Annotated in this window: 12 protein-coding genes; 2 read left to right on the top strand and 10 right to left on the bottom strand. The window is 65.9% G+C overall.

Annotated features, from left to right (window positions below; translation table 11 throughout):
- Window positions 1-49 precede the first annotated feature (49 nt).
- Entirely contained in the window at window positions 50-703 is a 654-nt protein-coding gene (locus tag ACN22W_RS38460; RefSeq protein ID WP_419690267.1) for a hypothetical protein, read from the top strand.
- 91 nt (window positions 704-794) lie between these two features.
- On the opposite strand, the gene ACN22W_RS38455 is transcribed toward ACN22W_RS38460, so the two are convergent.
- Both ACN22W_RS38455 and ACN22W_RS38450 read right to left on the bottom strand, forming a co-directional pair.
- Complete coding sequence (locus ACN22W_RS38455; RefSeq protein ID WP_419690266.1) at window positions 795-2648, bottom strand: tannase/feruloyl esterase family alpha/beta hydrolase; 1854 nt, start codon at window positions 2646-2648, stop codon at window positions 795-797.
- A gap of 91 nt (window positions 2649-2739) precedes the next feature.
- A complete protein-coding gene (locus ACN22W_RS38450) occupies window positions 2740-3876 on the bottom strand; it encodes a porin (RefSeq protein WP_419690265.1) in 1137 nt (378 codons plus the stop codon).
- Between the two features lie 568 nt (window positions 3877-4444).
- Between ACN22W_RS38450 and ACN22W_RS38445 the strand changes: the two genes are divergently transcribed.
- On the top strand, window positions 4445-5383 hold the full coding sequence (locus tag ACN22W_RS38445; protein ID WP_343492078.1) for a LysR family transcriptional regulator: 939 nt from the start codon (window positions 4445-4447) through the stop codon (window positions 5381-5383).
- A gap of 31 nt (window positions 5384-5414) precedes the next feature.
- On the opposite strand, the gene ACN22W_RS38440 is transcribed toward ACN22W_RS38445, so the two are convergent.
- The 8 genes from ACN22W_RS38440 to iaaH form a co-directional block, all read right to left on the bottom strand.
- Window positions 5415-5813 carry a RidA family protein gene (locus tag ACN22W_RS38440; protein WP_343492079.1) on the bottom strand — a complete coding sequence of 133 codons (399 nt, stop codon included), beginning with the start codon at window positions 5811-5813 and terminating at the stop codon, window positions 5415-5417.
- A gap of 77 nt (window positions 5814-5890) precedes the next feature.
- On the bottom strand, window positions 5891-6667 hold the full coding sequence (gene benD / locus ACN22W_RS38435; protein ID WP_419690264.1) for a benzoate diol dehydrogenase BenD: 777 nt from the start codon (window positions 6665-6667) through the stop codon (window positions 5891-5893).
- Complete coding sequence (benC, locus tag ACN22W_RS38430) at window positions 6664-7686, bottom strand: benzoate 1,2-dioxygenase electron transfer component BenC (RefSeq protein ID WP_193102862.1); 1023 nt, start codon at window positions 7684-7686, stop codon at window positions 6664-6666. The genes benD and benC overlap by 4 nt, the downstream gene beginning before the upstream one ends.
- Before the next feature lie 40 nt (window positions 7687-7726).
- Entirely contained in the window at window positions 7727-8215 is a 489-nt protein-coding gene (benB, locus tag ACN22W_RS38425; protein WP_419690263.1) for a benzoate 1,2-dioxygenase small subunit, read from the bottom strand.
- Window positions 8212-9570, bottom strand: coding sequence for a Rieske 2Fe-2S domain-containing protein (locus ACN22W_RS38420; protein WP_419690262.1), 1359 nt, complete (start codon window positions 9568-9570; stop codon window positions 8212-8214). Before ACN22W_RS38420 ends, benB begins: the two co-directional genes overlap by 4 nt.
- A gap of 113 nt (window positions 9571-9683) precedes the next feature.
- Entirely contained in the window at window positions 9684-10619 is a 936-nt protein-coding gene (catA, locus tag ACN22W_RS38415; RefSeq protein WP_419690261.1) for a catechol 1,2-dioxygenase, read from the bottom strand.
- Between the two features lie 52 nt (window positions 10620-10671).
- On the bottom strand, window positions 10672-11808 hold the full coding sequence (locus tag ACN22W_RS38410; protein ID WP_343492083.1) for a muconate/chloromuconate family cycloisomerase: 1137 nt from the start codon (window positions 11806-11808) through the stop codon (window positions 10672-10674).
- A 428-nt stretch (window positions 11809-12236) separates the two neighbouring features.
- Complete coding sequence (iaaH, locus tag ACN22W_RS38405; protein ID WP_419690260.1) at window positions 12237-13709, bottom strand: indoleacetamide hydrolase; 1473 nt, start codon at window positions 13707-13709, stop codon at window positions 12237-12239.
- Between the last annotated feature and the right edge of the window lie 91 nt (window positions 13710-13800).

The following is a 13800-nucleotide window of genomic DNA, read 5'->3' as shown; positions in this document are numbered from 1 at the left end:
ACAACCGATGCGACTCCGACGCCTCCGATCCCGCTTCGGCCAGTTTGCCTTGCCGGCGCTGCTGTCCGCGCTGTTTCCGTCGGTCAGCCATGCCGAAGCGGGCGAACTGGGCGGCATCGCGATGGCCGCGGTTACGTTCTCGTCGACGGTCTGGGTCGTGCTGACGGTGGTGGTATTCGTGTGGTTCCTGCGCCGGCTGCCGCTGCTGAAACGGTTCGCGTGTACCGTGCTGTTTTTCTGCCTGCCCGCATTGTTGATCGGCGGCATGGCTCTCTGGGAATACGCACTCGACGGCTATACCGACAGGCCCGAGGTCACGACCAAACCGCTGGTGGTGCTCGGCGTCACCTTCCCGCCCGGGAGTCAGGCCCACTACGACGGCGCCGGCGGCTTTTTCGGCTGGGGCGCAAAACGCACGCTGCAGTCGATTCATGGCCCCCGCCCCGTCATGCTGGGCAACGTGCCGATCGACGGGCTGATCTTCATCCCGGAAAACTGTTGCGACCGCGCCAGGGCTGAAGTCAGCGCCGGTACGATCGTCGACGACTTGCCTTGCGGCGATACGATGTTCGACCTCACCCCCGCCGGCCCCGCGTTGAGGTCGTGCTTTCTGGCCGCGCCGGTCACGTGGCACGGGAAGCAGTGGCCCGCCGGGTCCTATGTCGACCTCACCGCACCGCCGGCCGCGCAGGATACGAAATAGATCTCGGCGACACCGGCAACGCGTCGTAGCCGCCCCTTCACGACACCAGATACGCGCGGCCTCCTCCGCCGCGCGTATCCCGTCCCTGCCTCTACCGGCACGAATAGTTCGCCGCATCCTTGATCGACCCCGAACCGTTGTACGTGGCCTTCGTCGGATACATGCACACCGGCTGGCTCGCGCTGCCGTCCGCCGACGTCAGCGTGATGCTGGTCGGCGCGCTGCCGTGCTCGACCCAGTCGACCAGCTTCACATACAGGTCCTGCCTGTCGGCGTTCGGCAGCGGCACCGTATTCGCCGTTTGCGCGGGGCCGGCCGTGCCGTTGACGCCGCCGTAACCGCTGCAATGCCCCATGCCGGGAACCAGGAACAGCCGGTCGAACTGCTGCACGGCCGGGATTCCGCCCATCCGGCTCGCCACGCGTTCGTAGTAGTTGATGCTGCCGGACGGCGTGATCAGCGGATCGGCGAGACCGTGGTAATGCAGCACCTTCGCGCCGGTCTTCACGAGCCCCGACAGATCCGGATTGTCGGTATTGATGTTGCCGAACGACGGCTGCAGCGCGATCCCCTGATCGTATGCGTTCGCGAGACCCGCATAGCTCAGGCCCTTCCACCTGTTCGCGCCGTTTCCGGTCGCGTTCGTGAAGTTGGCCCCTGCGATCGTCGGATCCTGCAGTTCCAGCGCAACGAGGTCGGTCGAGATGCTGAACGGCGACGATCCGGCCAGCGCGCCGGTAAGGGTCCCGCGCATCAGGCCGAACCACAGCTGATTGCTCGCCAGCGACGTTGCCGTACCGATGTCGGCAGCCGGGCTCGGCACCGAACCGTCGCGCGTCATCCCGTACCAGGTCTTGTTCATCGACGTCGCTTGCGCGGCCGTCACGCACGCGGCCGTTGCATTCGTCCCCGTGACGGCGCCGATCTTCACGCCTGCGCACAGTACGTTCGCGTCCTGAGTCGGATCGTAGCGACACTGGGCCGGATCCATCAGATAACCCAGATGCTGGCCGCCGACCGAATCGCACGCGCTCACGGCCGCCCCCGACAGCAGCGTCTGTTGCGCGTCGGTCAGCGTCACGCCGCCCAGATCGTTTTGCGCGACGACCTGCGGATAGAGCTCGTTCGTAATGAACTTCGACCAATTGAACGCAGGCGCGCCGTTCAGATAGCCGTCGTAGTCGGACGGATTGTTCTGCACCTCGTTGTAGCCCTGCCGGCCGCCCGTCGAGCAGCCGTCCCAGTACGCATACTTCTGCGGCGTCGCATAGTACGCGGCGACCAGTGCCTTCGTCTTCAGCGCCAGCTCGTGCAGGCTACGCTGCGCGAAGTCGCCCCACAGCGTCGTGTTGATGGTCCCGTCCGGATTCATCGCAAACGAGCCGTTCGTGACGGCATGGCCGGTGTCCGTCGTGCCGACCACCGCGCCCTCGGCGGCCGCGATCGTCGCCGCGCCCGGCACGCCGCCGGCGCTGGCGATCTGCGTCGGGTCGTCATAGGCGCCGCCTTGCCAGCCGCCGCCGCCGAGATTGTGGATCCGGTGATTCCAGTTCGACGGCGTGGGCAGCCAGATTTCCATGCCGATGCCCGCCGACGTCGACGGCGCGCCCGCCGGCCCCGCATTGCCCGGGCCGACGTTCAGCTTGACGAGACACAGATCGCTGCCGGCAACCGGCGTCGCGGACGTGGCCGCCGATGCAGCGAGCACGAGCGGATCGCCAGCCTTGAACGCCTTCACGGCAATCACGGTGGTGTTCGCGTCCGGCGCGAAGCGCGCTTTCATCGTGTCGTTGCATGCCAGCGCAACGGATGTCGCGCCGCCGGACGCCGCCACGTCGTGATCGTTACAGCCTGACAGCGCCAGGCTTCCGAGCACGAATGCGACAGCCACCACCCCCAAACGCCATCCACTGCGGCCGTCGTTGCCGCCGATCGTCGATTTCATATCGTCTCTCCGTCTTCTTTCGTGTTATTTGCATGCTTGAAAGCGAACCGGCGCGCACCGATTCGCTCCGTGGTCGTTCGAAGCGACTCGCTCAGAACATGTGCCGGATACCCGCCATCACACCGACCTGGTTTTGCCCCGGTGCGGGCGTCGTGCCGCCACCGCCGGCGCTGATCGTGAAGGCGGCGTGCGCGCTGTTGGCGAGGTACGCGCCCTGCAGATAAGCGGCCGTCTGCTTCGACAGGAAGTAGGTGCCGCGCAACGCGCCGAGCGTCGCGCGTGCATTCTGGCCCGAGACGTTGACGTGATAGACGCCGCCATCGACCAGGAAAGCGGGCGTCACGTAGTAGTTCGCGGTGAGATAGAACAGGTTCGAGTGCACATTCGGGCCGCCCGACGAATCGGTGTCCACCCAGCGACCGATCCAGCCGCCGCCGAACTTCACGCCGAACGCGTTGACGTAGCCGTTGACCTGCGCGCGGTCGTCCTTGTCGCCGCTCGACGTCAGCGGCATCGGCTTGACGCCGTCGAAGAAGTTCGCGGCAGCGGTCGCGCCGCCGCCGCGCTGTTCCTCATACGACGCGGCCGCGCCAAACGACGTCGAATCGTATTTGAGCATCGCCGACCACAACCGGCACACGGTCATGTCGCCGGGCGTCGGGCCCGCACACGTACCCTGCCCCGGCGAGTTTCCCGTCCCGGCCGAATCGCGGCCGAACGAGTACATCGCACCGGCCGTCCACCCGCCGAACTTGCCGCGCCACGCAACGGCGTTATCGGCGCGGCCGTTCGGGATGTACGCGTCGAGGGACGGCAGCCCGTAGATGTTCGGGCCGAGCAGGTCGGAATCGAGCACCGCGTAATACGTCATCGTGTACTGACGGCCGAACGACAGCGTGCCGTACGGGCTGTCGATTCCGACCCAGCTTTGCCTGCCGAACAACCTGCCGCCCTGTCCCATCGTGCCGCTGCCGACATTGAAACCGCTCTCGAGCGCGAAGACGGCCTTGTAGCCGCCGCCGAGATCCTCCGATCCGCGCAGCCCCCAGCGCGACGGCAGCTCGCCGGTGATCGAAGGCATGCGCACAATACCCTTCCCCTCGGCATTGGCGTGCGACACGTATTCGACGCCCGTATCGATCACGCCATACAACGTCACGCTGCTTTGCGCAAAGCCTGCCGTCGTGAATCCGAGCAAAGCTCCGCCTACGAGATGCTGAAACCTCATTCCGTCTCCAAACGTTGATAGGGATAATTCTCGTTTCTTCGGATAACTGATCAGCTATCCTGAATCGATGGATTTATTTCCACTGATTCGACGCTACGCCCGCCGGTGTACGGCGGGCGCGAAATGCGGGTTTCTTTCTGAGAATCGCGACCGGGCCGGAGCAACACGGCATGCGCGTCGAGCGTCGACGCTGCCGTTCGACTCGCCGCGGGCTTCCGGCCGATGGGGAATGTGATCGGGGGGTGTCTCCTTGTTGCATGATTCCGTTCGGGTTTGCAACCTGTTTGCGACGATAGTAGCGACCACAATTTCACCAGTCCAACACCGAATGGGTATCAGCTTATATCTGCGAGGTATGAACGGGTTGGTCGCCCATATTTGGTGCACGGATGGCGTGCCATGCCACATGAATCCATCTGCAAACCGAACTAATTTTCCTGCAAAAAACCGGCCGCGCTCGTGTCGAACCTACCGTAGAATCAAGAAGGCCACCTCACGGCCACACAGCGGCCATCCAACGTGTGCGGCTTCGGCTACATCCCCCTCTCTCCATTCGACGGCAAGGAACATGGAGCTACGCCATCTGCGCTATTTCGTTGCTGTCGCCGAAGAACGCAGCTTCACGCGCGCGGCACAAAGGCTGCACATCGCGCAGCCGCCGTTGAGCCGACAGATCCAGCAACTCGAACAGCTGCTCGGCGCAATGCTGTTCGAGCGCGAATCGCGTCCGCTGAAGCTCACCGAGACCGGCCGCTTCTTCCTCCAGCATGCGGTTCAGTTGCTGGCGCAAACGGCCGAGCTCGAATCGATGACGCGCCGCGTCGGCAAGATCGAACGCAGCCTGTCGGTCGGCTTCGTCGGTTCGACGCTGTACGGGATGCTGCCGAAAGTCATTCGCCGCTATCGCGAGCGGCATGCCGAGGTCGAACTGAGCCTGCACGAAATGTCGACGATGGACCAGATCAAGGCACTCAAGGAAGGCCGTATCGACGTGGGCTTCGGGCGCATTCGCCTCAACGATCCGAGCGTGCGCCGCGTCGTGCTGCGCGAGGAACCGATGATTGCGGCGCTGCCGCTCGGCCACCGGCTATGCGCGGCGAATGCGGCGCTGTCGCTGCACGACCTGCTCAACGAAACGTTGATCGTGTTTCCGAAGGCGCCGCGCCCGAGCTATGCGGATCAGGTACTCGCGGCGTTCCACGATCGCGCGCTCAAGCCGGCGCGCGTGCTGGAGACGCGGGAACTGCAGGTCGCGCTCGGGCTCGTCGCGGCGGGCGAAGGCGTGTCGATCGTGCCGAAGAGCGTGTACGGGCTCAAGCGCGACGACGTGTCATACCTAGATCTGGACGACGCCAGGCTCGTGTCGCCGATCATCATGAGCATGCGCATGCTCGACGAATCCGACGACATCGAACGCATGCTGCAGCTCATCTACGACCTGTACGACGAGCACGGGATGGCGTACCTGCCAGCGGCGGAACGCGCCGATCCGGCCTCGCGAAACTGAGCGGAAGCCGGACAGCCATGCAATCCGGCGATCATGCCGGCAACACCGCCACCGCCTTGATCTCGACGATATAACCGGGCGACCCGCCCAGCATGTGCGCGCCGACCGCCGTCCACGCCGGTTTCGGGTGCGCAGCGAGGTAACGGTCGCGCACCTGCATGAACAACGGCAGGTCGCGCATGTCGGTATGGAACGTCGTCAGGTCGACCACGTCGTTGAACGACGCGCCGGCGGCCTCCAGCACGCGCCCGAGATTCTCGAACGCCTGCACGATCTGCGCTTCGCGGCCTTCGACGAGCTGCATCGCCGCGTCGCGGCCGATCTGACCGGATACGTACAGCGTATCGCCGACCTTCAGGCCGGGCGCGTAGCCGATTTTCTCGTACACCGCCTCCATTCCCGCCGGAACGATGGCTTTGCGATCACGCATGGATGTCTCCGTAGCCGGCGTCTTCGCACCGGCCGATGGGTTGTCGATGAACAGCAGGCAGCTTCACGACAAGTCGCTCAACCCGTATCGCCGCCGGCGACCGGCAGCACCGTGCCGGTGATGTAGCTCGCCTCGTCGGACGCGAGGAACAGGATCGGCGCGATCTGTTCGTCGAGGCTGCCGTAGCGCTTGAAGAATGTCGAATCGGTTACCTGCCGCACCGCTTCGCCCATCCACGCCTGTTCCTGCTCGCTGTCGCCGGCCGCATTGCGCGGCACGCGCCGCGGCGGCGCGCTGGTGCCGCCCGGCGCGGTCGCGACGACACGAATGTTGTGCTCCGCGTATTCCATCGCGAGCGCCTGCGTCAGCGCATTGACGCCGCCTTTCGCCGCCGAATACGGCACGCGGCGGATGCCGCGGGTCGCGTTCGACGAGATGTTGACGATCGTGCCGCCGCCGCGTGCGAGCAGGTGCGGCAGCACCGCGTGACAGGTATAGAGCGTCGGCATCAGCGAACGGCGGATTTCCGCGTCGATCTGCGCCGGCTCGAACTCGGCGAACGGGCGCATGCGAATCGCGCCGCCGACGCCGTTGATCAGGATGTCGACGCCGCCGAACCTCTGCACGGCACACGCGATTGCCGCGTGCGCACCGTCGTAGGTTTCGAGATCCGCGACGAATCCGGCCGTCTCGCCATGCGGCGCTTCGGCGGCCACCTCGGCGACGAAATCCGCGCGATCGACGAACAGCACCTTGCCGCCTTCGGCCGCCGCGCGCAGCGCGACGCCACGGCCGATACCCTGTGCCGCGCCGGTGACGACGACGACCTTGCCGGAGAATCGTTGCATGGTCATGCCGCCTTTGCCGTGACGTTGGGGGTGAACTTCTCGTAGTGGAAGCTGTTGGGCTTCACGCCTTCGTCGTCGAAGTACTTGCGCACCGCATCGACCATCGGCGGCGGCCCGCACAGATACACGTCGACGTCGCCGTCGTTCAGCGCATCGGCCGGAATATGCTGCGTGACCCAGCCCTTGCGCGGGTGGCTCGATGCCGCGTCCGCGATGACCGTCGCAAAGCTGAAGTTCGGCAGTTTCGCCGCGTAGGCTTCGATCGCGTCGACCAGCACGAGATCGAGATCGCGCGTCACGCCGTAGATCAGGTGCACCTTCTGCTGCGAGCCGGTGCGCGCCAGCACCTCGAGCATCGACAGGAACGGCGCGAGGCCCGTGCCGCCGGCGAGCAACAGCAGCGGGCGCTGCACGTCGCGCAGGTAGAAGCTGCCGAGCGGCCCGTGCAGTTCCAGCGTGTCGCCGGGCTGCGCCGATTCGAGCCACGTGCTCATCACGCCGCCGGGAATCTTCTTGATCAGGAAGCTGACCTTCGCGTCGGCCGGCGCCGACGAGAACGAATAGGAACGGTGCTGGCCGCTCGCGGGCACGTCGATGTTCACGTACTGGCCCGGCAGGAACACGGGCGCGGCCGCGCCGACATCGAGTTCGAGCACGACGGCCGCATCGTTGTGCTGCTCGATCTTCGTCACGGTCGCGGCAAAGCCGCTTTGCCCGGTCTTGCATGCGACCGACGACGTCGGCACCGCGATCACGCAATCGCTTTGCGGCACCATCTGGCACGTCAGCACGAGGCCGCCGTCCTTCTCGTCCTCGGTGAGCGCGTCGTCGATGTAGTCGTCGCCGAGATCGTAAGCGCCGCTTTCGGCGCGGCACTTGCAGGTGCCGCACACGCCGTCGGAACAGTCCATCGGCAGGTTGATCTTCGCGCGGAAGGCGGCGTCGAGGACCTTCTCGCCGGCCTTGCAGTCGATGAAGCGGGTCACCCCGTCCTCGAAATTCAGTGCAATCTTGTAGCTGGACATGGCATCACCTCCACTTCCTTTCATGACAAAACAACGGGCGTCAGACGTGGTAGACGTCGAGCACCTGCCGGATGTAGTCGTTCTTCAGCACGATCTTCTTGTGCGAAATCAGCAGCGCGTCGCCCGCCTTGCGCAACGTGACGAACATCGTGCCGAAGAAGTGGTCGGTCACGCGGTAACGATGGTTCAGCGTGTGAAAGTTGTAGCGCACGTCCACTTCGTTCTCGCGTTCGGCCAGCACCTCGACGTTCGTCACGTTGTGGCTGGTGCGCGGCTCGGGTGTCGACGCGCCGCTGCGCTCGGTCTTGATGCGGAACACGCGATCCTCGAGGCCGCCGCGATCCGGGTAATACATCAGCGAAATCTGGCTCTGATGGTCGTCGGTCGGCCGATCGTCGTCGTCCCACGCGGGCATCCAGTACGTGACGTCTTCCGTGTAGCAGGTCAGCCAGTCGTCCCACTGGCGATCGTCGAGCAGACGCGCTTCGCGATACAGCGCCGCGCACACAGTCCGGTAATCGAAGTTCATGCCGCCACCTCCCCGCGTTCCTTCTTCAGCGCATCGCGCATCACATGCATCCAGTGTTCGTGCTGGCACACGAACAGCCCTTCGTCCTCGCTGCGCTCGCCCGAAATGCGCGGGTTCAGCCCCATCTTCCGGGCGTTCTCGTCCGGGCCGTCGACCCACAGCGGCGCACCGCGCGACATGTCGTTCCACATCGCCGTGATGCCCGCATAACCGGCCTGGCAGGCGCGGAACTCTTCCAGGTCGTCGGCAGTGCCCATGCCCGTCACGTTGAAGAAATCCTCGTACTGGCGAATGCGGACCGTGCGGTCGGCTTCGCTCTCGCCCTTCGGCGCGAAGCAGAAGATCGTGACTTCGGTCTTGTCGACACCGAGCGGCCGCACGACGCGAATCTGCGTGCTGAACTGGTCCATCAGGAACACGTTCGGGTACACGCACAGGTTGCGCGTCTGGTTGACGATGAAGTCGGCCTGCACGTCGCCGACGCGCGCCTTGATCTCGTCGCGATGCTGGTACACCGGCCGCACTTCCGGATTCATCGTCTGCGTCCACAGCAGGATGTGGCCGTTGTCGAAGCCGTACACGCCCGCGACCGACTTGCTCCAGCTGTTCGCGTCGACGGCCTTGGTGCCGTCTTCCTTGCGCCGGCCCATCGTCGCCGCGTAGTTCCAGTGCACGGTGCTGACGTGGTAGCCGTCGCAACCGTTCTCCATCTGCATCTTCCAGTTGCCTTCGTAGATGTAGGACGAGTTGCCGCGCAGCACTTCGAGCCCGTTCGGCGCCTGGTCGACGATCTGGTCGATGATTACGCGCGCTTCGCCGAGGTGGTCCTCGAGCGGCAGCACGTCGGCGTTGAGGCTGCCGAACAGGAAGCCGCGATAGTTCTGGAAGCGCGCGACCTTCTTCAGGTCGTGCGACCCGTTGGTGTTGAACTGCACCGGGTATTCGGTCGTCTTCTCGTCCTTCACCTTCAGCAGCTTGCCGGTGTTCGAGAACGTCCAGCCGTGGAACGGGCACGTGAAGCTGCCCTTGTTGCCGTGCTTGCGGCGGCACAGCATCGCACCCTTGTGGGCGCACGCATTGATGACCGCATGCAGCTCGCCGGTCTTGTCGCGCGTGACGACCACCGGCTGACGGCCGATCCACGTCGTGTAGTAGTCGTTGTTGTCCGGAATCTGGCTTTCGTGCGCCAGATACACCCAGTTGCTCTCGAAGATGTGCTTCATCTCGAGCTCGTACAGCTCCGGGTTCGTGAAGATGTCGCGGCGGCAGCGGAATACGCCGGCTTCCTTGTCGTCCTGCACGGCAGTGGCGAGCAGGCGATCCAGTTCGTTGGCTTGGTCGATCGTGGCGGACATGTTGGCTCCTCCCATGCGCGTGCCGCGTCCTGCAAGCACGCTCGCATCGGTATCGGTTGAATCTCGCGGGAACCCGGCCGGCGGCGGCGCATCCGCGCCGCGCCGGTGGGCGGTTACGCCGTCGCGGCAGCGCGCAGGCGGTGGACGATCTGGTTGTCCTTGCCCTGCACCAGCGGCGTCAGCACGAAGTTGAACTCGATGTCCTGGTACGCATCGGCCTTCATGCCGAGCGCCGTGCCGCCGGTCTTGTCGACCACCGGCGGGATCAGTTCCTCGCGCGTCGCATACGCGAAGTCATCCCAGATCAGCGGATCGCCGTCGATGTTGAACTGCGTCGTCAGCTTGCGGTGATCGTTGCTGTCGACGAAGAAGTGCACGTGCGCCGGGCGGTTGCCGTGGCGGCCGAGGCCGTTCAGCAGCTGCTGCGTCGCGCCGTGCGGCGGGCAGCCATAACCGACCGGCATCAGCGTGCGGAATTCGTACTTGCCGTCCGCGCCCGTCTTCACCGCGCCGCGCAGGTTGAATTCGGTCTGCGCGCCGGTCGGGTCGAAGTGCGAATAGAAGCCTTTCGAGTTCGCGTGCCAGCATTCGACCAGCGCGCCGGCCACCGGCTTGCCGTCGACGCCGGTCACCGTGCCGTGGATCACGAGCGGGCCCGCGCCTTCGTCCGCGTCGAGGTCGATCTTCGACACGCCGTCGCGCACCGGTGCGCCCGCCACATACAGCGGCCCTTCGATCGTGCGCGGCGTGCCGCCGTCGAGGCCGACGGCCTTGTCCTCGGCGTCCATCCGGATGTCGAGATACTTCTCGAGGCCGAGGCCGGCCGCGAGCAGCGCCGCTTCGCCGTCCTGGCCGAGCTTGTTCAGGTAGTTGACGCCGGCCCACACTTCGTCGGGCGTGATGTCGAGATCGTCGATCGCCTTGAACAGGTCGCCGAGCAGCCGCTGCACGATCTGCCGGGTGCGCGCGTTGCCGCCGTTCCCGCCTGCATTCGACGCGGCCTTCAGCAGGTCCTGCACTTCGTTGGTCTCGAAAACTTTGACGCTCATGATGGTGTCTCCACGTAGTTATGGGGGAATGGCGGGGCTTGCCTGGCTCGCGCTACCGGACGACTTTCGTCAGCCCGTCGCGGGTAAAGCGCCTGACCTTGTCCTCGTCGAGTTCGATACCGAGACCGGGGCCGTCCGGCACGGTCAGTTCGAATTCGCTGTAGTCCAGCGGCTGCGTCAGGATCTCTTCGGTGATCAGCAGCGGCCCGAACAGCTCGGTGCCCCACTGCAGATTCGCGAAACTCGCGAACAGGTGCGCGGACGCGACCGTGCTGAACGCGCCTTCGAGCATCGTGCCGCCGTACAGCTCGATGCCGGCCGCATCCGCGATCGCCGCCACGCGCTGCGCGGCGAAGAGCCCGCCGCTCTGTTCGATCTTGATCGCGAACACGTCCGCGCCGTGCTGCTTCGCGATGTCGAACGCGCTGTCGGGGCCCTGCAGGATTTCATCGGCCATCAGCGCGACCGGGAAGCGGCGCATCAGGCGCGCCAGGGCCGCGGCGGACGCGACCGGTTGTTCGACCAGTTCGCAGCCGGCATCGGCCAGCGCGGGAATCGCCCGCACGGCCTGCGTTTCGCTCCACGCCATGTTCACGTCGACGCGCACCGATGCGCGATCGCCGACGGCTTTCTTGATCTCGGCCACGTGCCGGATATCCGCGGCGAGCGCCTTCGCGCCGATCTTCAGCTTGAACACGTTGTGGCGGCGCTGATCGAGCATCCGCTCCGCTTCGGCGATGTCGGTTGCCGTGTCGCCCGAAGCGAGTGTCCATGCGACCGGCAGGCGGTCGCGCCGGCGGCCGCCGAGCAGTTCGCTGACCGGCACGCCGAGCCGCTTGCCGTGCGCGTCGAGCAGCGCGGTTTCGAGCGCGCTCTTCGCGAAGTGGTTGACCTTCGCGAGCTTGCCGAGGAAGGCCATCAGCGTCTGGATGCGCGTCGCGTCGTGGCCGACGATCGCTGGTGCGAGGTACGCGTCGATCGCGAGCTTCATCGCCTCGGGGCTTTCCGGGCCGTACGCCATGCCGGCGATCGTGGTGCCTTCGCCGATACCCGTCACGCCGTCGCTGCAGAACACCTTCACCAGCATCAGCGTCTGGCCGTGCATCGTGGCGACCGACAGCTTGTGCGGACGGATCGTCGGCAGGTCGACGAGACGGGTTTCGATGCGTTCGATGGTGACGGAGGACATGGGGCACGCCGTGGAGATGAAGTTCTTGAGGCGATTTATACGTCCCGGTCAAACGGAGCGTCCAATACTTTTAGGCGGCCATTTCAATACCTGAGAGGTATTGAAATGACGGGGGATTCGCCAAATATCGCTGACCACCATACCCGCCGTGACAGGCAATACGGTCTGCAAGCCATGCTGGATCAGGGGGAGCGGCAACCCGGGATGCGGCCCGCCGGAGGGCCGGAACGGAGGCGGCCGCCGTGCCGGCCGGGGCATGAAAACGCCGCTTCGCCGAGCCGCATCAGGGTTTTCCTGATGGATCGCCACGGTTCTCGACAAGATTGGCGGCGCGCGCGATCGTCAGCGACGGCGGAAAGCGACACGGGCTCGCCCCACGATCGCATCCCGTCGCGATCGACTGGCCACGCGTTCCGGCAGATCACGCGTCACGGTGCGCCGCCGGCGGCCGGGTAACCGGCCAGCCGGCCTTCCACCCCATAGCCGTCGTGCGGCGCCGGCAGCCGCCCGAGCACCCGTTCGACGTGCAGCGCGACCGCGATGAGTTCGCGATCGGTGCCGGCCGCGCCATCCAGCGCAAGGCCGACCGGCAGACCGGCCGCCGTCAGGCCGGCCGGCACGGTCATGCCCGGTACCCCTGCGTTGCTGCCCGGCTCGGTATTCCTGGTGTAGGTGCGAAACACGGAAACGGTCTCGCCGTTGAGGATCATCGTGTCGCCCGACGGGATCGGGCAGGCGGTCGCGATCGTGGTCGGAAAGGCCAGCGCATCGGCACCGCTGTCGGCGAGGCACTGCCGATACGCGGCGCGCGACCGCGTACGCCGGTCGAGCGCAGTGCGGTAAGCCTTTTCGCTGATGCCGGCGGGGCCGGTGATATGCCGGGCAATCCTCGCGACGTCCGGGCTCCCCACGTTCGCGACGATGTCGTCGACCGACAGGTCGTAGCCGTTCTCGACCAGATACGCCTGCATCGACGTACGGAATTCGTACATCGCGATCACGGCCGGCTCGTCGTCGAAGAACCCCGGGTACGCATTCAGGTCGATGTCGACGCACTCGAATCCCGCCTGCTCCAGCTTCGCCACCGCGGCATGCGCCACCGCGTCGACATCCGGCGCGATGCCGCGCCACAACGTCGTGCGCGGAATCGCAAGACGCACCGGGCGCGCCATGCTGCGCATCGGGGTCGACATCGACGCGGCGTCGCCGGCCAGGATCGCGTCGAGCAGCGCGATGTCCTCCACCGACCGGGCAATCGGGCCGACCGTGTCGCGCGTGCGGGAAATCGGCGCGACACCGCCCGGCGGGTAACGCCCCACCGTAGGCCGAAAGCCGACCACGCCGCACAGCGCCGCCGGAATGCGGACCGAACCACCGGTGTCCGTGCCGAGCGCGGCGGGTACCACGCCCGCGCCGACCAGCGCGCCCGAGCCGCTGCTGCTGCCGCCCGGGATCCGGTCGAAATCGTACGGGTTGCGCACCGCGCCCGTCACGCGGTTGTTGCCGGACACGCCGAACGCGAGTTCGTGCAGGTTCGCCTTGCCCGCGATCAGCGCGCCGTGGGCCAGCAGCCGCGCGACGACCGGCGCATGCTGCGGCGGCAGGCGGTTGTGCAGCGCCAGCGTGCCGTTGCCGGTCGGCAGGCATGCGGTGTCGATGTTGTCCTTGATCGCGATCGGCAGGCCCAGCAGCACGCGCGGGGTGGCCGATGTCGCGAGGTCGTGGTCGCAGCGGGCGGCTTCGGCCAGCAGCCGCGCGTCGTCGACGCACGTGAAACCGTTCAGGTAACGCCAGCGCGCGTGCCGCTCGATGAACGCATACGCGTATTCGACACAGGAAAACTCCCGGCGCAGGATCGCGTGCCGGGCTTCGGTGAGCGTCAGGGAACCCAGGGGGGTCATGGTCGGCATGCCTCGTAACAGGGGATCGTCACAAGGTAGGGCGCGCGGATTTTGACGCCCATCATCACAATGGATGACCCCGGGTCGCCCG

This window comes from Burkholderia theae (assembly GCF_048565265.1).
Lineage (GTDB): Bacteria > Pseudomonadota > Gammaproteobacteria > Burkholderiales > Burkholderiaceae > Burkholderia > Burkholderia theae.
This window is presented reverse-complemented; position numbering and strand designations above follow the sequence as displayed.